Here is a 23,905-nt window from a genome sequence, read left to right as displayed (position 1 = left end):
TAAAAGCTTATTTGTTTGTTGCCTGCTCCGGGATATCGCCGCCAACATAGGCGAGGCATTGAATAGCCGCAAGCCCCCACTGTGCTACCGCATTGGTTGATAACTCTGCATCTTCTTCCACAGGATTAAGCACAGCAGGTCCTTTTATTTGTTGTACTTTAACATGCCCTGGTTTGATACCTGCTTTGCCACTATAAAACTCGGCCCAGGCACGCGCGGCCAACTTAGGGTCTTTTGTTTTATAGGCCGCGTAAGCGGTGAGGCGCGAATGCCCCTGCCCAAGGTTAAGTTTTGTAAGCGACTGCCCCAGCTCTTGCCCCTGTTCCTGTGTCGATGCATTGTAAAGGCGGCAGTATTGCAGCCATGTTTTTTCAAAAGCGCGCACATTAACCAGTGGCAGTAATTCTTCAATAATTTCGGTAAGGCCAAATACAGCGTTCAGGTGAGAAACGCTGAGTTCCTGACTGGCAGTGATATCAAATTTACCGGTATCAAGGTGCAGTATCCCATGCCCGGTAAAAAAACCGTGTGGCTGTGCGGCAATAGTTTGTAAACTATTTACAAGCTTTTGTTTGATCTGCGGGCTACCCGTACGCTCCCACTCAGTAAGCCAGGCGGCGGCAATGGCCCCGTAATCGGTACCGAAGCCTGCGGGGATCTTATTTTCAGAAAACTCGGGTTGCGGCTGGTCCCTTATCCCTTCCAACTTGCGGTTGGGCTGGATCCGGCTCAGTGTTTTAGCAGCATTAACCTGTTCCCTGAGCAAATCACCCACCCGTTCATCAGCAGTGAGGTAGTAATAAAACCTACGGTTTGCAGCCGTGCTAATGCGGAGCTGCTTGGCGCTATCTCCCCAATGCATCACGTTATGCCTTGAGCCTAAGGGCGCAAATTTTCCGATATGATGAACATCAACCTCGCCGGTATGCCTGGTCATGGCTTCCGCAATATGAAAAACATCGGCCCGCTGGGTTTTGAGATAGTAATACCAAAGCCAAAGATCGGTTGATAGTTCTGAATTGTCCCAACCGAAACCTCCTACGTCATACCGCCAGGTGTGCCTGTCGGTATCATAAGTATGCATGAAATCGCCATAGTTCCAGAAACCGTACCAATGGTGCTCATCAACCTGTTTTTTGTAGTATTCAAAGTATTGCTGAAGCTGAAGCTCTAAAGATGCCTTTTCCGGGGTTGACCGGTCTTCCACTGCCCAGTTTGCGCCAAAAACTCCTTGCTTCATTAAATAGGCATGATCACAGATAAGTCTTGGCGGATTTTCAATAGCCTGGGCTATTTGAAGCAGTTTTTCCCTTTCGGAGTTTACCTCGACTGCTTTTAAAACCAGTTCGTTTGTGCGGGCAACTCCATGTGAAGTTCCGAAACCGGGTTCGTAATCTTCGTAAGTGATATCGAGTGCGTCCCGCTGTTTTTCATAGGTATCTTCGCCCATACCATCATGGTAAAAACGAAGGTCCATTGCAGGCACTTCCGGCGACCAAAGCCATAGATTAATCTTTCCGGTGTTGCTGGCCGCATCGCGGATATCCAATTGGGCGGGAAAACTTTGCCAGAAGTTCCGGATGCCCGCTATCAGGCCACCGTTAGGGGAGCCCAAATAAACCGTTCCCAACGCGCGGGAGCCAGCACCCGCATCGAGCCAGCCATGCCCAGGTTTGGTGCGTTTACGGATGGTAAAACCGGATGAACTTCCTTGAAGTAAAGTATAGTCGCCAAAAGCCGGTATATATTTAAGGTTGTTTTTTACTTCGGCCGGGAATTGTTCAAAAGATGGGGTCGCCCTACCGGCAAGCTGGGCGTCGGTTATATCTTTACCCGGGTTTCGGCGCAGTCCGGTAAGTCCCCTCACCGCTTCGGCGAACAAGCCCTTTCCTTCGCTATTAACAAAACGTACATGACGGTTATGCAGTTCGCCGCTAAGCGGGACATTAAAATCAAGCCCTAAACCTTTGATGAACTGTGTTTGCTCATCGGCATTATAGATTAAAGTATGTATGATCCTCACCTCATCGCTCCCCCCAAAAAAATAGAGACGAACAATAAACGGAAGAAAGTTAATCTCACCATCGCTGTGCGTTCCCGTAATCTTTATTACAGCCCTAACAGGACCGTTCTGTTCTAATTCTACCTGGTTAATTCTGCCGGTTAGTTTCTTCCTAATAAGCGATATAGCGTTTTCGTCATCGGGACCATTTTGTATAATAGAGATTAACTTTCCGTTTGTTGCAATAACCTTATTCTTAATTGATAAACTTTGAATAAGCACATCGCCGGTTTTAGGAATAATAGCTTTAATAGTCCCGGTATCAACTGTTAGCACCGTGGCTAGGGAATCAACATTCAAGCCTGAAACATTACCTGCAAATTTGCCAGCTACTACAGAATAATCGGTATCGGATACCAGGCCCGTAGCCGCATGGGCTGTCCATTTAAGCGAACCATCGGGCCAGTAGGCAAGAGGCCAGGATTGAATCGTTTTTTTATTGCCCTGCCCATCTTTTAAGTAAAATGAATTACCAGCTTTTAATTTACCTTGAGGCCAGGGAACACCCCAGGTTAAACCGGAAGACGATGGAAAAGTTGCTTTTTGAAGCCATGTCAAAGGCGCCTCAATCACATGTGCATCTAACAACAGTTCATTTAGAAAATCTTTATTGAACACAAATGGGGTGCCGGACAGGATTATGGAATCTTTTAAAAATGCTCTCCTTGACAGGATGTAGTTGCTTTTCATTGAACGAGATGTTAGTATCAGCTGTAAGCTTTTACAGTTATAGTGTTCTCAAGCTATGCCAGCCCCCAAAAGAGTTGAAACTTTCTTAATATTTGTCAGCCTGATCCGATGTTTTCAGAGTATTTTACCCCCAGAGTAGATAAACCACAGCATGTTGACTTATAACTGAGAGCAAACAGAGCGCGCTGTTAAATTGTATGGCTTTTCTCAATTTTGAAAGGAGAAGTATAAGGAATTTGCGCAGCAGCTCGGACGGTGGATTTGACATTATTTATTTTCAGGATGACAAATTCAAGCATCTTAATGAGGCAACTTATATCTTTTATTATGTTGAGATTTCGGACATTGATATATTAAAACCAATCAACGTAATATATGGCAGTTATTCCGAAGGAAATGTAACTGTCCATACTTATTCAATTGAAACAAGTAAAGTTTACAAGACCAATCACTTTAAAGATAAGATGCCAAGTAAGGACAATACCCTTTTATTTCCTTGGACGTTGTTTCGTGCGTTTATCTTTACAAGGATGGGGGAATATTTTTCAGACTTATGTGTACTATACGACATTAAACCCAGGGCCAGTAATTTATATAACAGATAAAGTGCTCAATTTTGGTATGCAATGTTCGATACTTATATCAAAAAGATTAAGGAAGCTGTAAGTTTGTACGTACTGCAAATACAGGAGCATTGCTACAATAAGCGATTAGAATAGATTTGATGTTGATTCGGACGTTCAATTAAAAGGTTGCAGGTTAGAGTCCAGGCAACTCTTCAAATGTCAACGCTTCCATACGATTCAATAAAGATGTTTGAGTCAAATCTCATTAATTCGATCATAGAAATAGTCCGATTAGCTCCGACCCGGATTATATACTTTTTGATGTTACTATTTGCTTCTTGAAAGGTAAAATTGGTTCTCATTGTTTAAAGGACAGGTACCATTACAAGCGGAATATCTACGAAAATTCAAATTTGAAAAAAATTTAAACTTCATTTTTGTGCAAATTTTGTGCAAATAAAAAAAACCCACTCTGGCGAGTGGGGTTAAATAATTGATTTTCAGTATCCTGAGGCTAGGCTCGAACCAACCCGCTGATAAAAGAAAATAGACTTTTTTAATATTATTTATATACTTGAATTAACAATTAGAGTCATTTTGCTATTGCGTCATTCGTAGAGCAAGGAGCAACAATTAATGTAAATCGCTAATAATCAATAAATAAGAGGCGTTGTTCAGAACTCTCCCTATCTAACAACTGTATTTGGGATAAAAGGCTGCCAACAATGGTGGCCTTTTATGGTTTGCCACTAATAATTAAAATATCATGCCTTTTGCCGCATGCGGCTGGCCTAAACAAAATTTTGATATTTCGCGAAACTGAAATTTTTGTTCAACTCTAATATTCGTTCTTTAACATTATAATTATCGGTTCTTGCACGTCTTCGACCGTTGACCTGGCTATTGCCGTTCACCTCTTCAACAATTGCTTCCAACTCTTTTAACGAAAACGCTCTAAGATGTGGTTCGATTAATGCCGTATAACGGTCATCGGCCATTTGATAACCAAAGCTTTTTCCAAACATTTTTATTAAAAACGCTTTGCCTTTGTCGCTTTTTGCCTCTAAAACAGCTTGATCGTAAATAGCTAATATATGACCCAAACTTTTGCTTAAAAGCGTAATAAAAATGTGATAGATTTTCAAAACCCAGGTCAAGATAAAAATCCGCGGGCCTTTCTTGCTTTTGCCTAATGCGGTACATTGCTTCGTCCAAACGTTTTTCCCTTAGCCAATTTTTGGGCGTTGTTTGGAAAGTTTTTGCAAAATCCCGCTTAAAGCTGGAAACACTCCTTCCAGTCAGCTTTGCAAATGCTTCCACCGATACATTAAACATATAGTTCTGATTCATAAATTCTTCAAGATTTATCTTGTATGGTTCTGAAAAATCAAACAAAATGTATTTCAAATCAGGGTTGCTTTGAAGCAAAAGCCCAACCGCTTCCCTGATTTTTAAATTTGCTGATTTTGGGGTCGCTTCTTTTATTTTATTGATATAGGGACTTAGTGAAAAAAAATAGGAATTCAGAAAATCATCGGCTTCAAAAAACAATTTATGTTTTATTTGCTGATGCTTTTCCAATACAATCTTATTTTCGAGCGCATATCGACGCAGTGTTTCATTATCCAAAGTGATGGAAACAAACTGGTATTTCCCGGATTTGGAAGGATATTTAATGGTTCGTATCAACTGATTCTTTCTCACAAATACGATGGAGCTCTCTTTGATTATTGCGTTTCCATCCGCACTAAATCCGAATGATTATACATCAAACGAGCTATTAAAGCATTCGTTTTTTATTTGGATTGATTCTAAATAATGTCGTTATTTGCGGCGCATGTTAATCTAATCGCCTATGTAACAATTTCTCCCACATAAAAAAGCCGGTGATCCATCGCCAAACTTCACACCGGCTAAAGTTAACAGATCCTTCAACCCATTAAACATTTGAACAAACTTATGAATTCTTTACTATGCAGTAAAAAATTTTACTTTACATTTCTTTTTTTATTTAGTTCGGCGATCCTGTTCGCCCAGACCGGTACCATCAGGGGAACGGTTAAAACCTCCGACGGCAAGCCTGCCGAGTTCGTGACCATCGGCCTGCAAGGCACGAGCAAAGGTACCGTTGTTAATCAAAAAGGCAATTATTCACTCAATAAGGTAACGACGGGCACTTATACTTTAACCGCAAGTTTTATCGGTCTCGTGCCGCAAAGTAAACAAGTGGAAGTAAAGGCTGGTGAAACCGCTACCGTGGATTTTATGCTTTCTGAAAACAACGAGCAACTTCAGGAAGTACTGGTTAAAGGCAGCAAGGGCAGTAAGTTCACCCGTCAGTCAAGTACTACCGTAGCCAAAATGCCGCTGTCAAACCTGGAAAACCCACAGGTTTATACTGCTGTCACTAAAGAACTGATCCAGCAACAGCAGATCACGATGTATTCCGATATCATCAAGAACGTACCGGGCGTAAGCCTGCAATTACCTAATAACGCTAACGGACCAGGTGGAACAGTCGCTTCGAGGGGTTTCTCCTCTGCTGCCACTTTACGGAACGGCGTACCGGCAATGGCGGCCGGATTAATCGACCCTAGCAATATCGAAACGCTGGAGGCCATCAAAGGCCCATCGGGCACATTATTTGGCGGTCCTTTGAGCTCTTTTGGCGGTTTATTTAACCGGGTAACTAAAAGGCCTTTTGACAATCTTGGCGGTACGATCTCTTATTCTGCCGGTAATTATGGCCTGAGCCGCTTAACGGCGGATGTGAATACGCCTTTAAATGAGGACAAAACGCTCTTATTCCGTGTCAATGCCGCCAAGCATTATGAAGGCAGCTTCCAGGACGCAGGGTTTTCCAACTATACGTTTGTAGCGCCGGCACTGACTTATAAGCTTGATGATAAAACAACGCTTTATGTGGACGGGGAATACATGAGCGGTAAATACAACAGCTTTTACCGCTTGTTCGTGGACGCATCAAATGCTACCGGTGTACACAGCATTAAAGATCTGGACTTTGATTTCAACCGTCGTTTTGTGCTGGATGATATCGTTACCGAAACTAATAACGGCGGTATCTACGGTCAGCTAGACCGCCAGTTGTCCAGTCAGTGGAAGTCGCAGACCAATTTTTCTTATTACGCAATCAACAGCACCGGTCCTTCCGCTTATATGAGTATGGGACTTGGTAACAAAACATTAGTGCGCAATGTGAGTATGACCGAGTATGCCCGTAACGCCATGACGGATGTACAGCAAAACTTCAACGGAGATTTTAAGACCGGCGGCTTACGCAACCGTTTATTGATTGGTTTGGATTACTACCATGTGGAAGCCAGGGCAAGCACCGCTTCGGGCGTATTTGATGTGCCGCCGCTGGATGCCGTTAATCCGGGAGCCAATTACAACAAAATGACCCGTGCGGCGCTGACGGCCTTTTTTGCAGGTAGTACCTTTAACAAAACAAGCAGCGAGCAAAATATTTACAGTACTTATGTACAGGACGTGTTGAGCCTTACTGATCGTTTGAGTGTACTGGCGGCGATCCGCCTGGACCGTTTCTCCAGCATGGGAACCTTCAACCTGACCACCCGTGCAACTGCGGGTAAATATGCACAGACTGCCTATTCGCCAAAATTCGGTTTGGTTTACCAGGTGATCCAGGATAAGGTATCGCTGTTCGGTAATTATATGAATGGCTTCCAGAACGTCGCGCCGGTAACCCAGCCCGATCAGAGTATCAGTGTATTTCAGCCACAAAAAGCTTACCAGTTGGAGGGCGGTGTCAAATTCAGCGCCATGGACGGCAAATTAGCCGGTACGGTGAGCTATTACGATATCAAAGTAAGTAATATCGTGCGCCAGGATCCTGATCATGCTGGCTTCAGTATTCAGAACGGCAGCCAGTTAAGCAAGGGGATCGAAGCAGATGTTAATTTTAATCCATTTCAGGGTTTTAACCTGATCGCGGGCTATGCTTACAACGATAGTAAATATACCTTATCCGCGCCAAGTGTGGACGGTCTTCGTCCGCCAAGTGCCGGGCCGAAAAATCTGGTGAACACCTGGGCCAGTTACCGTTTGACCAACGGCGATCTGAAAGGCCTGGGCCTGGGCTTTGGCGGGAATTATGCCAGCGAGAACATTACAGCGTTGAGTACGACCAGTTCGTTCATCCTGCCTTCGTACACGATCCTTAACGCTTCTGTATCCTATGATAAACCTAAATACCGTCTTGGGTTAAAAGTAAACAACCTGACCAGCAAAAAATACTTTATTGGTTGGGGTACAACCATCCCGCAATTGCCAAGAACCTTTATCGCAGAGTTCGCGCTGAAATTCGGCAGCATTAAATAATTATTGGCCTGATGACCTTTAAAAAGACCACCCTATTCATTCACCGCTGGCTCGGATTAATCTCCGGGCTGGTGGTACTGATTGTCGGCCTGACCGGGTGTATCCTGGCCTTTCGTGAAGAGATAGAAGCTAACACCAAGCCCTATTTATTTGCTAAGGTTAAATCTGCACCTTTGCTATTACCCTCCGCTGTGGAAGATCAGGTAAAACATTTGCCAGGGATCATTCCCGATTCGATAATGTTAAGCAGCCTGCAGTATCCCGGACCTGGGCATGCGCTGATCGTTAATTACCGCATCGGCAAAAAACAATCGGGACAGGCTTACCTTGATCCTTACACCGGTAAAGCCCTGAAATCCGGCAAGCCGGGATTCGATTTTTTTGAGTTTGCGGAACATGGGCACCGCTGGCTATGGTTCCCCTTCACTATCGGTCGCCCGATACAAAGCAGTTTTATACTGGCATTTTTTGTGCTGCTGATCAGCGGCATCATCCTATGGTGGCCCAAACGCTGGACCACAAGAGAACGCAGGCAAAGCTTGACTATTGAAACGCAAAAAGGTACCAAGCGCCTGAACTACGACCTGCATAATGTATTGGGCTTTTACATGAGCCTTGTAGCGCTGATCATCGTAATTACCGGTCTTTGCATTAGTTTACCTTGGTTTCAGGGAGGTATCTACTGGCTAACATCCGGTGGTAAAGCAGCCAAACCATTTAAGCCGGCTCTTTCGGATACTACGATGGCTAACCCTACGCCGCTCACAACACAGCGCGTAGATAGTTTATTTCGTTTGCATCAGCGTCAATATGCCAGCGCTTATTATATCTGGCCAGCCACTAAAAAAGCTGCATTGCTGGTGCTGCTGAATACAGATCCGGAGAAAGACTATAAAAGAGAGTTCCGGTATTACGATCAATATACGCTGCGCGATATATCCGTGCAAAGTTCCTTTTACGGTACTTATGACAAATCCGGTATGGCTGATAAACTGCGGCGCATGAATGTGAGTATTCACATGGGCACCATTGGCGGGATTGCTACCAAGATCATTGCCTTCCTGACCAGTTTGATTACGGCCAGCCTGCCGGTCACCGGTTTTATCATTTGGTGGGGCAAACGCAAAAAGAGGAAAAGAACTTTAAAACAAAAATCATGAAAACAATAACTTTAACATTTTTATTGACGCTGAGCACCAGCTTGTTGTTCGCACATTCTTTATGGATTGAAACAGCCGCAAAAGGCAAAATCGGCCAATCCCAATCTGTGAAACTTTATTTCGGTGAGTTTGCCCAGGATGAGCGTGACGAACTCAGCAAATGGCGTTCGGATCTCCCGTCATTAACCTTATGGCTGATTGCACCGGATGGCCAGAAAACGCAATTGGAGACCAAACAAGGCGGCAATGTAGTAGAATCTGCTTTTACGCCGCAAAAGGATGGCGTATATACCTTATTGGTGAGTCATAAACTAAAAGATCTATCAGGCGGGACGGGGCTACTGGAGTTTTCCGCCAGTACCAATGTAAGCGTAGGCACGACAGTTGCGCCGGAAGCAAACCTGAATACGAATGAAATCAAAGCCTTACCCGTTGGTGCTACAAAGGTAAATTCGCCGCTAAAGATCAAAGTTTGGGTTAAAGGCGAGAACAAGGCCGGTGGTACTGTTCTTGTTTTTTCACCCAACAAGTGGGCTCAGGAACTAACCACCGATGGTGATGGCAGCGTAACCTTCACACCGTTATGGCCCGGCAAATATGTAGTGGAAGCCACGAATTTCAACAACGTTCCCGGTAGCGTAGGTGCAATTAATTATAAAACTTTCTGGCAAGGCGCTACTTATAGCTTTGAAGTAAATAAATAAAATAAAGCCCTGCTTTCCTGCTTCGGAGTTTTATCCGGGCAGGCTGGGCAGGCACTACTTATGCAGGAAAATTCGCAGCCGATACTCACCGAATTATTATCTAATTAGCTGCTATTTTCAAAAAGTGGGATTATCGGCTTTAACCAATCCAGCAAAGATTGAGGCAAAATCTTCGTCTTTCGATAGCTCATTGTCAGCAAATGCAGGTTCATCCCATAATCGCTTTCAGTGCAATGGCGGGGCTTACGAGATCTTTTTTGCTTCCACTGCATAATACAGACAATTCGCAGGTTAAATAATTACGGCGGCCTGCTAAGTATCTGGGACGTCTTCTTTTTCATTTTACCCCATCTCCAATTATACCATATAAGAAACCTGTTACCGGTAAACTGGCGTATATCAAGCTGGCCATAAAATAAATGACCTTGGTGGTCATCTCGCCTATTGCACCCACAAGCAAGCCGTAGTTGGCTCTCTACAGCCAGTCGACAGCGTTCATATCCTGCAGGCGTGTTACCACCCGGAACCGGTTTGAGTGTGTATTGATTCAGCACAACATTGCGCCAGGCCCCTTTATACATATCAACGGTTAGGTATATCGAGTCTGATACCTTTTCGGGATTTGCTATAATGATATTTTTTTCATGTTCGCCAATTGCTGTTATTCCCACGCGCCATACTTTATCTACCTGTGTAAAGCGGTTTACATATCCCCGGCTTGGACATAATTCGAACCATTTAGTCGAGCAACTGAAGATTTTGAACGATTTACAAGTTATCTAAATCGGTTCGATTCCCCTAAAGGCTACAAATTTTCACACTGTGTTATCATAGTGTGAAAATTATTTCAGAAAAATTCTATTGAGATTCAAAGGCTTTGAGTTAACAATTACGTGCTACAAAAGCTTATAGAGTTACCTTTTAATGGTTGAAGATATATAAGCAGCCTTTTAAAATCAGGCGGAGAATTTTGATGGATAATGCCCCCTCAATAGTTTCCGATAATAGTGGTAACAATTCGTCGATCAGACGAAATTGCCGAGAAGAAATTTAGTATCAAATTCACCTATCGCTTTACTCGCAGCATCAGCATTTATACCCAGTGTGTAAACAACCGCAGATCCTGCATTATTGGATCAGCACATCCAGGCCACCGAATTGATCCTGAAGCTGAACATGCCTATTTTATAAGTTCATATAAAATCAAATATGCTGATTACGGACTAAGCCTGAAAATCGCTGTGTAAATACGATTATCTGGAGAATGATCGAACCGGAGAGCAATCATGGTTCGGACGTTATGTAGAAGGTTTAAAGCAACTTATCAAGAAACGGAAGCTGCATTTTAGGTTTTTTGCCGCAAAACATACTACTTGGTATGTTTTTATTTACTTTTGCAAAGTCGGGAAGATCATTAATAATCACACCATGTACCCAACCCTTTTAACTATACATTCTTTGGTTCGATGGCTTTTATTGACCAGTTTATTGTTTGCCATTTTCCGCGCCTACTATGGCTGGTTGCTAAAGAGTGGTTTCTCTGGCTTTGATAACAACGTAAGGCACTGGACCGCCACTATCACGCATATTCAGTTGATTTTAGGCCTATGGCTTTATTTCATCAGTCCGATAGTCGCTTATTTTCTGCAACACTTTAGCACGGCTATGCATGAACGGGCCATACGATTTTTCGGGATGGAACATATTACCATGATGCTTATCGGAATCATACTAATTACCATCGGCTCGGCTAAAGCCAAACGTAAAACAACTGACAGGGAGAAATTTAAAACCATGGCGATCTGGTTCACCCTGGCCCTATTGGTCATATTAAGCTCGGTGCCCTGGTCTTTCTCACCGTTGATCAGCCGCCCTAACTTCAGACCGTTCTGATCATAATTCAAACTACTAATCATGGAATATACTTTAAACAAGAACACAGCGAAAGCTAAAAACTACAAGCCGCTTGTATGGGCACTGACCCTGGCCATCAACGGCCTGATCATCTTCGCTTTCTTCCTGCCGAATAAGGAGAGTTTTAAAAACTACAGTTTTTCATATCTGCCCTTACTGAATGCGGTGATGAACGGCTCAACCTTCATTTTTCTTTTACTGGCATTATATGCTATCAAACAGAAAAACATCAAAAGGCACCGTAACTTCATATTTGCCGCCTTTGTATGCACCTCCGTGTTTTTACTGTCTTACCTGCTGTATCATTTTACCACACCATCCACAAAATTTGGCGGGCAGGGCGCTATCCGGTATGTTTATTATTTGATACTAATTACGCATATCGCACTGGCGATAATTACTGTTCCATTAGCCCTTATATCAATCGGGCGGGGTCTAAATATGGAAGTCGCTTTACATAAAAAGATCACCCGCTGGACGATGCCGATCTGGTTGTATGTAAGCTTAACCGGCGTAGTTGTCTATTTATTGATATCGCCCTATTACGGTAAATAAGTGCCAGTAATTCTGAAATTCACGTTAGCGCAGCGTTCTGGACCCGGCCTACCTTTGGTGTAATAAATATTTCAGATATGGAAAAGCAATTGAAAATTTTAATAACCGGCGCGACCGGTAAAAGCGGCGGAGCCGCAATAGACGAGCTTTTAGCAATGGGCTACCCGGTTCGGGCACTCGTTCATAGCAAGGACGACCGCTCAGCAAAGCTTACTGCCAAAGGTGTGGAGGTAGTCGTAGGCGACCTGCTCAATCTGGACGATATCTCCGAAGCTATGCAGGGAATTGATACGGCCTACTTTTGTTACCCGGTGCTTGTGCCCGGTGTGCTGCAGGCCACTGCTTATTTTGCCCAGGCCGCTGTAGAAAACGGCTTAAAAGGCATCGTTAATATGTCCCAGATATCGGCAAGGCGGGAAGCTAAAAGTAATGCAGCGCAGGATCATTGGGTTGGAGAACAAATTTTAAATATGACCGGCATTCCGACCGTTCATTTAAGACCTACCTTTTTTGATGACTGGTTCCTTTATATCCGCGACGGCATCCGGCAAGACAATTCCATCGTATTGCCTTTTGGCAATGGACGCTGGGCACCTGTCGATTCGGCTGACCTGGGCCGCGTGGTTGCCAGAATTGCCACCTCGATAGATGAATATGGCGGCCAGGTGCTTAAACTTTACGGCCCGGAGGAATATGATGTATTTGAAATGAGCGAAATTATTTCAAATACGTTAGGCAGGACAATTAATTACGAACCGGTATCTATTGAGCAGTTCTTTGAAATTAATTCCGAAAGAGCGGCAAGTGAACACTTTGTACAGCACGTTACCCATGTGGCCGAAGATTGTGTGAATGGCATATTCGCTGGAACTAATGACCTGATTGAAACGATCACCGGCAAGAAACCGGCGTCACTAGCTGATTTCTTTACGAGGAACAGCGCTTTGTTTCAATAATTTCGCTTGCAATTGAAGATAGGCCCAAGTCTGTTTGCTGAAAAGTGCAAACCGGCTTGGGCTTTGCTTTTTTAAATCCTTTTGTCTGAAATCTTTGCGACAAATGCGATGAGGTAAATAAGTGCTATTAATTCGGAAATATGCGTTAGCACTCACCTTCGCACGCGGCCTACCTTTGAGTATAAATTAATCACTAAAAAATTTTAATCATGAAAACAAAAGTTTGGTTTGTAACAGGTGCCAGCAAAGGATTTGGCCTTGAAATTGTAAAAACAGTGCTTGCCTCCGGCGACAAAGTAGTAGCTACTGTCCGTAATAACGCAGCCGGTCTCCAAAAAGAACTGGGCAACCCCGAAAATTTATTGGTAGTCACCATGGATGTGGTCAACGAAGCAGAAGTTAAACGTGCCATTAAAGATGGCCTGGACCGCTTCGGGCAGCTCGATGTGGTGGTCAACAATGCCGGATTCGGTATCGTAGCCGCCATTGAAGAAGCATCGGATGAGGAAGCAAGAAGACAGTATGATACCAACGTATTTGGTTTGCTGAACGTGGTACGCAACGTATTGCCGCATTTACGGGAAAGGAAATCCGGACACATCATCAATATTTCTTCCCTGTTTGGTTATGGAGCCTTACCGGCCTGGGCTTTATATGGTTCTACCAAATACGCCGTGGAAGGAATCTCGGAAGGCCTTGCCGTTGAACTTGCGCCCTTCAATATCAAAGTTACTTCGCTTGCACCGGGCTTGTTCCGCACACAGTTCTTAAACTCCCAATCATATTCTTCAGCTGCCAACGCTATTTCGGATTATAATGATACAGCAGTTGGACAGATGAAAAGTGTTCCTGATGCTTTGCATGGTAACCAACCGGGCGATCCGGCCAAATTGGCAAAAGTAGTCGTTGAATTAGCGAATGTAGAAAACCCGCCACTTCATTTGCCGGTAGGCCTGGATTCCCTGCAAACCTACCGGACTAACAGCGCCAAAACCAGCGCAGAAATCGAGGCCTGGGCCGACAAGTTTACACCAACTGAAGTTACTGCCTAAACCTGCCGCCATGAAACGCTCGATCTTAAACAAGGAATTATGGTATTCCTTTATCGCCATCGTCAAATACATTCCCAGGGCGATCATCACGCCGCAGGTTGATGGGATGTTATTTTATACGCCCGAAAAACAGGCAGAATTCAGGGCAAGAGTACAAAGTATTACCCCTGATTCGAAACGAGCATGGGGAACAATGAGTGCAGCGCAGATGCTGCACCATCTTTCCCTATCACTCGGCGGTGCACTGGGCTATTTTACACTGCCGGATGAAAGTTACTGGCTGAGCCGCGCGCTCTTTAAATGGATCCTGGTGGACTTCTTTCCCGCTCAACCCAAAGGTTTACGATTGCCCCTAAGTTTCGTTATACCGCATGATCAGGTATTTGACTTCGACGAAGAGAAGAAGCTCTTGCAGGAGATTCTTGAAAAAGCCTGGGATACCCCAACAGTGGGTTGGGGGCCGCACCCTATGATGGGCAAACTTACCCGTAAACAATGGGGCAAACTAGCGCAGATCCACCTGGATTATCATTTAAGACAGTTCAGCGCCTAAGCAAAAAATGATTACTTTTAATAGATAAAAAGATGAGACATTTTAAATCCTTAAGTGAGTTGCACCGCGAGAACGGCCTGCCGGATCCTGAGCATCCGATGTTAAGCCTGTTGCGCATCACGCCAGGCCTGGTTTTAAACTTTTCAGAATTCACCTGCGACTGCTACCTTGTTGGGATAAAGCATATCAAAGCAGGTCACTGGCTCTACGGTCGTACGAAGTTTGATCATGAAAAAGGATCGATGGTGTTTTGGAAGCCCCGGCAGGTAATCGAAATCGAAAACCTGGAACTGGAAGAAGGGGGCTATATCCTGTTATTCCACGAAGACTTCCTGCTCGGTAACGCCTTACAGAAAGAGATCCAGCACTATGCTTTTTTTGACTATGAAACTGATGAGGCGCTGCATCTTTCGCCAAAGGAAGAAAAGACCATTGTGCGTTTATTTGAGTCGATAGATAGCGAATACGGCAATAACCAGGACGAGTTCAGCAAGAATATTATCCTGGTGAATGTATCATCGATACTCAAATATGCGGAACGCTTTTATAAAAGACAATTTATCAACCGCCAGGCGCTGAACGGCAAAACGGTTACCGCCTTCAATAAGTTATTGGATAACTATATACGCGAAGATAAATTTATGAAAGAAGGCCTGCCGTCGGTCGCCTATTTGGCCTCAGCGCTGAATATGTCACCGCGCTATCTCAGCAATGCGTTAAAGATCGAAACTGGAAAAACAGCGCAGGAACTCATCCATATTGCGCTCATTACCGTGGCTAAGAATAAATTGAGGGAATCAGAGGAAAATGTTTCAGAGATCGCCTTTTCATTGGGTTTTGAAAATATGTCCTATTTCTCCAAACTTTTCAGGAAAGAAGTCGGTAAAACCCCGAAAGACTTTAAGAAACAACTTTTAAATTAAGCTGACATACATTCTTTAGATGAGAGCCATTTTACCAAGAAACATACTAAATAGTATGTTTTAATTTACATTTGTTAACCAAGCGATCAAAAAAGTGAAACATATATTGGATAATCCCGCATTTAATGCTTTGGCAACCGGAAACGCAAAGCTTGCCAACGGTACCCGCCACATCAAATATTTCTCTCCGGAAGTATCTCCTTTTATTGGATTTAAGGAACTGCAACCGGATAGTTTTCAGCAGCTTTTTGATTTGTTGCCTTTTGACGGCCCGATCGGCTATGTTACCCCTGTTGAAACAGCAATACCTGAAATGTGGAAATTGCTTAGCCCGATCAAAGGCCGTCAAATGATCTATGATGGTGATATCAAAGCGGTGAATACCTCCAACCTGGTCAGATTGAGCAATGAGCATATTCCGCAGATGATCGTGTTAACCAAACTGACCCATCCCGGCCCATTTGATGACCGTACTATTGACTTTGGTAATTATTACGGCATATTTGACGGCGATAGGCTTATTGCCATGGCGGGGCACCGCATGAAGCCGTTGCCATATGTCGAGATCAGCGCCGTATGTACCCATCCTGACTATACCGGGCGGGGTTATGCGAAGCAATTGGTGGAGTTTCAGATCAACCAGATCCTGCAAGCCGGGAATATCCCGATATTGCACGTCGCTGACGGCAACGACCGGGCTTATGAAGTGTATAAAAAGATCGGGTTTGAAGTGCGCAGCGATATGTATTTCTATATTCTTCAGAAACAACGACCGGCTTAATTGAGCAGAAACAGCGAACGGACATCGGGATTACCAAACAATGAGCTGATGAGCGTATCTTCGCTATCCCTGTGCTCATAAAGCGGCCTGGTAAAAAAGGCATCACATGGCGGTTTTGTTAGAGGGAAACGAATAACAAAATCTTCGGCTGTTAAAAACAGAAAAGCTCCCGTCATGAAGGCGGGAGCCTTTCTGTTTTATTATTTTTATGCTGCTACCGGAATATCGCTCAGCAGCTCGGTTAATTTGCCGGAATTGATATCGTAGAAGAAACCATAGATCTTCATTTTTTTCGGTGTTGCCGGGCTTGATCTTAGCAGTTCTACATCATGCCTGATCGATTTGTCGTAATCCAGAATCGCCAGGTCATCATGATTCCACATGTTCGAGATATCTGCATGATAGTGATCATGAAATTTCTCAATAAGCTGGTTCGGCTCAAATGACGTCGCCCCGCAAAATGAATGGTGCACCACAATTAACCTTTCTAAGTTGTTGAACAGGTGGTTCATCGTAGCAACTGACTGCAAAGCGCCGATAGCCCGGCCGCCGGCGTTTGATAGCGTAAACAAGGTTTGTGTCGAACCTACATTGTTGCCGGCTTCGTCCAGGATGTTTTCGCCGGGATAGACCTCATCCCCAAAGTAGGCTGCAATTGCGTTCGGAATATTGGCTGCGCGCGGATCAAAGCAATAGATCACAATAGATTTCATCGGGATAGCCTGATCGAAACCGGGGAAGTTGTTTTGATCGAACCAGGGTTGTTTCCTGAATTCGTGTTCGCTGAAATTTGTCATTTTTTTTCCCTCCTTTATTGAAAATGTATTTTAATATTATCTTTGACAAAAGTAGACAGATTTGTGTACTTTCCCAATAAAAAGTAGACAGATTAGTGTGCTTTTTATAAATTGACAAATAGATGATCTATGAAAGCTGAAGCATCAAATCTTAAAGATCTGCGCGCAGATACAATTGAATCACTCAAACCCCGGGACCGAATTTTGAAAACAGCGAGTGCGCTTTTTAATGAATATGGCGTTAATAACATTGGAATTGACCGGCTCATTGCAGAAAGCAGCGTGTCAAAAAGAACTTTTTATAATCACTTCCCGTCAAAGAACGAAGTTATCGCTGCCTATCTTGAATCTAAGGACTGGCTCCGGTTTTCAGAGCTTGATAAGCACGTTTCGCGTGTGAAAGGCGGGGCTAAAGCGGAGATTTTGGCAATATTTGATTTCCTGGAACAATGGTTCTCTGAAGATGATTTTAATGGCTGCGCTTTTGCCCGTGGTTTAAATGATTTTAACCAGGGGGATGTAAAGGAGCTTAGGGGCAAGGTCGATCTTTATTTTGAGCATTGGGGAGATTTTATTAAAACGCGTCTCAAAGCACTTGTAGAACCGGATGAAGTAAAGATACTTTTTCCGCAATTGTTAAGTCTGATCACCGGATCGGTCATCGTGGCGCAGGGCCTCGGCGATGTCAAGGTAGCCGCTTTAAATAAACGTATAGCCGAAAGTATTTTAACGGGTTGTTAATCCGGCGGTTAAATTTTCTATGTTTGCAAACGTACTAATTAGTATTTTATGGCAAAGGCAGCGGCTACACGTCTGGCGATTGTGCAAAAGGCGTTTGATCTGATTTACGAAAGAGGTTACCAGGCTACCAGCATTGATGAGATCATTGCCACGACACAAGTTACCAAGGGTGCTTTTTTCTATCATTTTAAGAACAAGGAAGAAATGGGCCTGGCAGTGATCAATGAGATCATGTATCCCAATATGATCCCGCTATTAGGGGACTCGCTGAAAAAGCCGGGGGATATCCGCGAGAATATCTACGGGATGATGAAAGCGCTATTATCCAACCATCAATTCTTTAAGGTGGAGTTCGGGTGCCCGGTGGTTAACTTGATCGAAGAAATGGCCTCACTGAATGCCAACTTTCATAAGGCGCTGACCCGTGTGATCATGGCCTGGCAGGCAGAACTTGAAAACGCTATCCGTGCAGCCCAGGACCAGCAGCAACTGGCAAAGGAACATCATGCTGAAAACATCGCAAGCTATGTGATCTCCGGCTACGGTGGAGCACGCTATATGGGCAAAGTACTTGGCAGATCTTCTTATACTTCGTTTTTGCAGGAATTTAAAAAGTACCTAAACAGCCTTTAGATCATCGTGCCATCCATGAACTGAATGCTAACTCTATTATAAAATGACGGGTAAACATTGGTATGTAAGATACCCATAGTCGTTTTTCTGTAACTTAGACATAATGCGTAGTGATAGGCGTATGATTATAATAATACGAATATAACATTAGTATGGCCGTTCCATGGTTACCACCTAATTGTTATGACCATAATACAACACCTGTTCAAAATTACAGCAACCCAAAAAGACTTTCCCCCAATAGCACGGACTTGCTATTATTTCGTTTTGATCTCATTATCAGGAGGATGCAAAATGCCATTATCGATAACTATTTGACCCTCAATGCCTTATGATTTTCGGGAACTACAATTCTTTTCATTGTTTTTAGAAATCTCAGCCAAAACCTCTAAAAGCTTTGATAACTGTTTCAAATACCTATCGTTACCGCTCCCTTATGGGATAACCGGAGTTTTCTTAGGTGACCTACCCGGTATGCGGCATCGGTGAGCGCGGCTGCCAAAGCGTTTCTAGGAAATAGTAACGTTGGAATTATAGTATTTTTTTAAAAATATTATCCAGGAAAGAACAAAATTGAAAATCAATAACGGGACACTCAATTTAAACATCACGGTATAAAATTCTAAAATGAACAGCAAGAAAACCAATGGGAGATACCGGTTCATTCTAAGCCCTGTCCAATATAAAATACTGCGAAATAACAGAGCCGTGCTTATCCCCAGAAATAATGCGATTATTGACATAAAAAAATTGAATTTACTAAAAAGCCAGACGATTTCCGGTAAAATAAGCCATAGGTAAACTAAGGTCTGATTAAAAAAAAGCCGGTAACGTTTAAAAGGTAAATTTCTCAAAAAACTCAAACGTGTTTCGTCAAAACGATGGTGCTGGTAAATCATAAAGCTATGGCCCGTTATGATCGCCAGCATGACTAAACCGGCTACGCGTAAATCACTATAGGGTTCGGCAAACGAAGAAATTGAAACGGCAATTATAAGATAGGATATTATTTTGACCAGGATGAAGCCGATCTTCATTTTATCGGCTATCTGATAGATAAACAACGTATAATAGGGCTTTCTAAAATCCCGGACCAGGTTTATCAAATAAGATCTCGCATGCTCATTTTGCAGGGAATTAATGGACAGGTTATAAATAACTGCACTCACAAGTGTAAGCAGCAATAGATACAACAGGATGAGGAACGGTATAAAATAATGATGAAAAGCAATGCCGAACGCAAAGGCAAAAATCCAATAAAAGATAAGCGGCGCGAAAATGACTGATTGTGTCAAAAACCAGCTTTTCAAAACTTTTATTTTACTTAATGATGTTATACTATAAAATAAAAATTGATTCCCGGGCGCTGATAGCTGTTTAGTCACATAAATCCAGCTTTTGACCGCATAAATAAGCCATGCCAAACCCACGATAAGTGTTACCAACGGACTGCTGATGAAATTAATAACGATGATAAAATGATAGTAGGTTAATTGTTCAGGAGGGATGAGTTTTACATCGCCAACCGTATTCATAAAAAAGCAGTAGCTGATCAGCATTCCAAAAAGAAATACCAAAAAACCAGAGTTTATCCTGAAAAAGCCATACGCAAAAATTTTTATTAAAGATCGGGTTAACGGAGAAAGCATCAAGACGTTATTTTTAATATTTGCGTTTCAACTAAAATTTCCTTCGCGCCGCTCAATTTACTGCTGTCCAAATCCTGGTGGGAAGATAAAATGAAACTGGTTCCATTTTGTTGTTTCATGAAAAGGATCCACTGATAAAGGATACCTAACGAATCCGTATCCAGTGTAATTAAAGGCTCATCCAGTAAAATCAGTTTTGGGTTGCCAATGAAAGCCAGTATCAAAGATAACTTCTTTAACATTCCGCTTGAATAGGCACCTATTGGCTGGTCGATAAATGACTGCATTTGCATACTTTCAATAAAATATTTCTCCTGGCCGGCTAATGCGCCCTTGGCGTATAGAAATAAATCAACCATTTCTTTACCGGTTAAAAATTCCGGAAAAAGTGGCTCCGCATCTGCAAAGTTCACCAGTTTGCGGTAGGCAACCGGCGTTTTTTTAACACTATATTTTCCATCAATCAAGATGTCACCATCGAACCACAATATTCCGGCAATGGTTTTCAAAAGCGTGCTTTTCCCCGAACCATTCACACCCTTTACCCAGTAAACGCCTGGTTCGATAAGAACATCACCAATTTTCAACGCCAGATAACGGCCATAGAACTTTTGAAATTTATGAAATTGCAGCATTCGGAATAATTTGTTTCTGTTTTTAAATTACGCTTTTGTTACCTCGATCCTTGACTTTTTATAGGTGCGGTAAAGCCCGCTTTAATAGTTTGATAGCCTACGGTTAACAAATAGACTGATACAGCGCGGCTATTTCTTTGTGTACCCCGATTGTTTTAAAAAGTCCCTGATCTCGTTTCCATCAGCATAATCCAGGTTGATCGGGCAGATCCGGCTTATTGCCGGTACTTACCCAATTATCATTATGGGTGCTGTATATCTCTTTTTGAAAGGCGGCCCAGACCTCTTTTTCGTGTCTTTCACCATAGGACATATAAGGCCATCTTGCCCGATTCCCTGTAAATCGCCAAGATAGCTCCCTTTTCGATTGCTCTTATCTCTTTATGATAACCCGCAAACTCATTCGCTTCTCAGACTCTTAACCGGATTGGCAATAGCTGCCTTAACGGCCTGAAAGCTAATGGTCGCTAAGGCGATCAGCGTTGCGGATAAACCAGCCAAGGCGAAGATCCACCAGTCCACACTGATCCGGTATTCATATCCCTGCAGCCAGCCGTGCATGATCCACCAGGCGATGGGAAATGCAATCACACAGGAAATAGCAACTAACTGCATCAGGCCTGTAGAAAGCATACCCACGATACCGGTGACACTGGCTCCCAGCACCTTGCGGATCCCTATTTCTTTCAACCTTCTTTCGGCGGTATAAGCAGCGAGGCTGAATAAACCAAGACAGGAGATCAGGATGGCCAGTATGGCGAAAACGCCGGATAATTTACTGGTCAGCATTTCACCCACAAACATCGCGTTGAACTGGTCATCCACAAATTTATACTGGAAAGGATAGGCCGGATTGATCTTCCTGATCGCTGCGCCAATGTCTGCTAAAGTCTGTTGGGAATTACGGCCTTCTTTAATGCGAACGTAAAGCAGGTTGGCGTCAAACGCCGATGGCGGCTGACAAAAAAATATGACCGGCATCGGTTTACCATACATATTGCCATAGATGTAGTCGGCTACAACACCTATCACCGTGTAATTTTTGATCACCGCCTGGTTATTGTTATCCGGCATCCGGATAATTTGTCCGACCGGGCTATCCTTGCCGATCAGTTTGGCAAAAGACGCGCTGATCACCACGTTAACGTTGTCTGCTGTGACATTGCTGTTGAAATCTTTACCGCTTAACAGCCGCATACCGGATGTGGAAATAAATTCCGCACTGATGTTCCTTCTGGACACGGCTATTTTGCTATCCGCAGGCTTACCCGGCCACATGAGGTCGTCGCGGGTATTGCCGCCATCAATGGTGGTATGATCTGCCATAGCGACATTGGCAACAGCGCCGGATTTTAGCAACTCTGATTTGACCACCTGGAAATCCCTGGCAAATGTGTGCTGCATATCTATTTCCAGCAAATTATCTTTATTGAAACCAAGGTTGCGGTTTTTTACATGTTGCAATTGTAAATAAACGACGTAGGTGCTGATAATAAAGATCACCGAGATGGCAAATTGAACGACAACCAGGCCTTGCCTGATCAGGGCCGCATTTCCGGTTTTCAGCCTCAACCCTTTTAATACTTTCAGGGGATCAAAGGAGGAAAGGTAAAGCGCGGGATAGCTGCCCGCTACAAATCCGCAGATCATAACGATCAACAACAAGGCGATCCAGTGCATCGGTTCAGTTAAGCCCAGAACGAGGTTTTCCTGGACCAGGTTATTAAACGCGGGTAATGCCAAAGCCATCAAAAATAAAGCGCATAACGCTGCGATGAAAGACAAGATCAATGACTCGGCAATAAATTGAAAGATCAACTTCTTCCTGCCCGATCCCAGTACTTTACGCACGCCGATCTCCTTGGCACGTTTTTCACTCCTGGCCGTGGAGAGGTTCATGAAATTGATGCAGGCTACCAGCAGAATGATCCAGGCGATCCCTGTCAGCATACGCACCTGACTGATCCGGCCTCCGCCGGTTTGCTTGCCATTGGCAAATTCGCTGTACAAATGCCAGTCGCGCATGGGGAACAGGAAAGCCGCCGCTGTCTGTTTAGGGTCCCGCTGATGTATAAAAGCGGCCAGTTGCTTATTGACCGAGGGCAAGCTTGCGGAAGGGGCTAATTGCACATAAGTAAACGGTCCATAACTATCCCAGGTTTCTTCATGGGGGCCGTAGGTGATCTGTTCCTGCCGGAGATTCGCCTGATAAGGCGCGAGCCATTCAAATTGCAGGCTGCTGTTTTCAGGGAGGTCTTTCAACACCCCGGTGACTACATAATCATGTTGATTATTCATCTTCACTGTTTTTCCGACAATATTGGTGGTATGCCCGAAAAATTTGATTGCTGCTTTTTCAGTAAGCACCACGGAATAGGTGTTTGAAAATACCGTATTGGCATTACCTTCAACAAATGGTAAAGTGAACATGCTGAACAGCGCCGGGTCAGCATATTTCCCCGAGGCGTATATGCCGTTATCCCCGATGGTAAACAGCGAACGTTCATCCTGGTCCGAAATGCGGCAGGTATTCACGATCCCAGGGATTTCTGATTTGATAGCGGCCGCCATCAATCGCGGCGTAGATGCCATGGTGAAGGTATTGCCGGCTGTGGTTTGGTTAACCTGGATACTATACAGGTTTTCGCGCTGCTTATGGCTATGGTCATAGGTCAGTTCGTTACCCACCCATAAAAAAATCAGGCCTGCGCAGGCCATCCCGATGGCTAAGCCGCCGATGTTGATGGCAGCATAGGCTTTTTGATTGATGATTTGCCGCAGGAGTACTTTGATATAGTTCTTGATCATGCCCATATTGATTAATTGGTAAACTTTATTGTAGTTTGCTAAAGCATAGGGGCTTTTCGCAGTGTTTTGCTCCTGCAAGCGAGGTTTTAGTTCAGCTGCTGGTGGGTTAACTTCTATTTTTTTTAATATGCCCTCAAAAAGCCTGGCACTATCTTCTTCTGTATGTTGCAGCTTTAACTTCCAATGTTCGGACAATAGGAAGTAGGTGACTTTTAAAAGCGGGTAACTTTTCAGCAGCCGCTCCAGTTCGAGCTCTTCTTCCTCCGTCGCTTCATTATCCAGTTTTTTTGATGCAAGGTTCCAGAATTGATCATGCATATCTGTGGTATACCTTAGTTATAACTTTCAGTTTATTAAAATCGTG

Annotated in this window: 18 protein-coding genes and 1 pseudogene; 12 read left to right on the top strand and 7 right to left on the bottom strand. The window is 43.7% G+C overall.

The genetic code is table 11. From position 1 onward, the window contains the following. Positions 1-7 precede the first annotated feature (7 nt). From FHS10_RS00680 to FHS10_RS29260, 3 genes and pseudogenes are all read right to left on the bottom strand, one after another. Positions 8-2,752, bottom strand: coding sequence for an exo-rhamnogalacturonan lyase family protein (locus FHS10_RS00680; protein ID WP_259086703.1), 2,745 nt, complete (start codon positions 2,750-2,752; stop codon positions 8-10). A gap of 1,553 nt (positions 2,753-4,305) precedes the next feature. Continuing rightward, on the bottom strand, positions 4,306-4,653 hold the full coding sequence (locus FHS10_RS29265) for a helix-turn-helix domain-containing protein (protein WP_374759818.1): 348 nt from the start codon (positions 4,651-4,653) through the stop codon (positions 4,306-4,308). A gap of 90 nt (positions 4,654-4,743) precedes the next feature. Then, positions 4,744-5,052: pseudogene (locus FHS10_RS29260) on the bottom strand (hypothetical protein); the annotation flags it as partial. Between the two features lie 225 nt (positions 5,053-5,277). Between FHS10_RS29260 and FHS10_RS00670 the strand changes: the two are divergent. The 10 genes from FHS10_RS00670 (at position 5,278) to FHS10_RS00625 (ending at position 16,278) form a co-directional block, all read left to right on the top strand. After that, entirely contained in the window at positions 5,278-7,680 is a 2,403-nt protein-coding gene (locus FHS10_RS00670; RefSeq protein WP_259086701.1) for a TonB-dependent receptor, read from the top strand. A gap of 11 nt (positions 7,681-7,691) precedes the next feature. After that, entirely contained in the window at positions 7,692-8,840 is a 1,149-nt protein-coding gene (locus FHS10_RS00665; protein ID WP_259086700.1) for a PepSY-associated TM helix domain-containing protein, read from the top strand. Further along, on the top strand, positions 8,837-9,544 hold the full coding sequence (locus FHS10_RS00660; protein WP_259086699.1) for a DUF4198 domain-containing protein: 708 nt from the start codon (positions 8,837-8,839) through the stop codon (positions 9,542-9,544). Before FHS10_RS00665 ends, FHS10_RS00660 begins: the two co-directional genes overlap by 4 nt. Before the next feature lie 1,428 nt (positions 9,545-10,972). Beyond that, on the top strand, positions 10,973-11,437 hold the full coding sequence (locus tag FHS10_RS00655; protein WP_259086698.1) for a hypothetical protein: 465 nt from the start codon (positions 10,973-10,975) through the stop codon (positions 11,435-11,437). A 21-nt stretch (positions 11,438-11,458) separates the two neighbouring features. Then, positions 11,459-12,013, top strand: coding sequence for a DUF420 domain-containing protein (locus FHS10_RS00650; protein ID WP_259086697.1), 555 nt, complete (start codon positions 11,459-11,461; stop codon positions 12,011-12,013). 77 nt (positions 12,014-12,090) lie between these two features. Further along, the gene (locus tag FHS10_RS00645) at positions 12,091-12,969 is read left to right on the top strand and encodes an NmrA family NAD(P)-binding protein (RefSeq protein WP_259086696.1); all 879 of its coding nucleotides are present in this window, start codon (positions 12,091-12,093) and stop codon (positions 12,967-12,969) included. A gap of 209 nt (positions 12,970-13,178) precedes the next feature. After that, entirely contained in the window at positions 13,179-14,021 is an 843-nt protein-coding gene (locus tag FHS10_RS00640) for an SDR family NAD(P)-dependent oxidoreductase (RefSeq protein WP_259086695.1), read from the top strand. Positions 14,022-14,031: 10 nt separating this feature from the next. After that, a complete protein-coding gene (locus tag FHS10_RS00635; RefSeq protein ID WP_259086694.1) occupies positions 14,032-14,574 on the top strand; it encodes a DUF1569 domain-containing protein in 543 nt (180 codons plus the stop codon). Positions 14,575-14,606: 32 nt separating this feature from the next. Beyond that, entirely contained in the window at positions 14,607-15,497 is an 891-nt protein-coding gene (locus tag FHS10_RS00630) for a helix-turn-helix domain-containing protein (RefSeq protein WP_259086693.1), read from the top strand. 94 nt (positions 15,498-15,591) lie between these two features. After that, entirely contained in the window at positions 15,592-16,278 is a 687-nt protein-coding gene (locus FHS10_RS00625) for a GNAT family N-acetyltransferase (RefSeq protein WP_259086692.1), read from the top strand. On the opposite strand, the gene FHS10_RS00620 is transcribed toward FHS10_RS00625, so the two are convergent. After that, positions 16,275-16,454, bottom strand: a complete 180-nt coding sequence (locus FHS10_RS00620; protein ID WP_259086691.1) for a hypothetical protein — start codon at positions 16,452-16,454, stop codon at positions 16,275-16,277. The genes FHS10_RS00625 and FHS10_RS00620 overlap by 4 nt on opposite strands. A gap of 30 nt (positions 16,455-16,484) precedes the next feature. Beyond that, complete coding sequence (locus tag FHS10_RS00615; RefSeq protein ID WP_259086690.1) at positions 16,485-17,075, bottom strand: carbonic anhydrase; 591 nt, start codon at positions 17,073-17,075, stop codon at positions 16,485-16,487. A 129-nt stretch (positions 17,076-17,204) separates the two neighbouring features. Here FHS10_RS00615 and FHS10_RS00610 point away from each other — a divergent pair, with 129 nt between their 5' ends. Both FHS10_RS00610 and FHS10_RS00605 read left to right on the top strand, forming a co-directional pair. Beyond that, positions 17,205-17,816: a TetR/AcrR family transcriptional regulator gene (locus FHS10_RS00610; RefSeq protein ID WP_259086689.1), complete on the top strand. Its 612-nt coding sequence runs from the start codon at positions 17,205-17,207 to the stop codon at positions 17,814-17,816. 48 nt (positions 17,817-17,864) lie between these two features. Continuing rightward, positions 17,865-18,449, top strand: coding sequence for a TetR/AcrR family transcriptional regulator (locus tag FHS10_RS00605; protein WP_259086688.1), 585 nt, complete (start codon positions 17,865-17,867; stop codon positions 18,447-18,449). A 1,648-nt stretch (positions 18,450-20,097) separates the two neighbouring features. Here FHS10_RS00605 and FHS10_RS00600 read toward each other — a convergent pair. Both FHS10_RS00600 and FHS10_RS00595 read right to left on the bottom strand, forming a co-directional pair. Next, positions 20,098-20,733, bottom strand: a complete 636-nt coding sequence (locus tag FHS10_RS00600; protein WP_259086687.1) for an ABC transporter ATP-binding protein — start codon at positions 20,731-20,733, stop codon at positions 20,098-20,100. A 399-nt stretch (positions 20,734-21,132) separates the two neighbouring features. Continuing rightward, entirely contained in the window at positions 21,133-23,859 is a 2,727-nt protein-coding gene (locus FHS10_RS00595; RefSeq protein ID WP_259086686.1) for an ABC transporter permease, read from the bottom strand. Positions 23,860-23,905 lie beyond the last annotated feature (46 nt).

Origin of the sequence: Mucilaginibacter dorajii, from assembly GCF_024808255.1 — a bacterium.
Taxonomy (GTDB): Bacteria; Bacteroidota; Bacteroidia; order Sphingobacteriales; family Sphingobacteriaceae; genus Mucilaginibacter; species Mucilaginibacter dorajii.
Note: the sequence above shows the minus strand (reverse complement) of the source record. Positions and strands in the feature narration are given on the sequence as shown.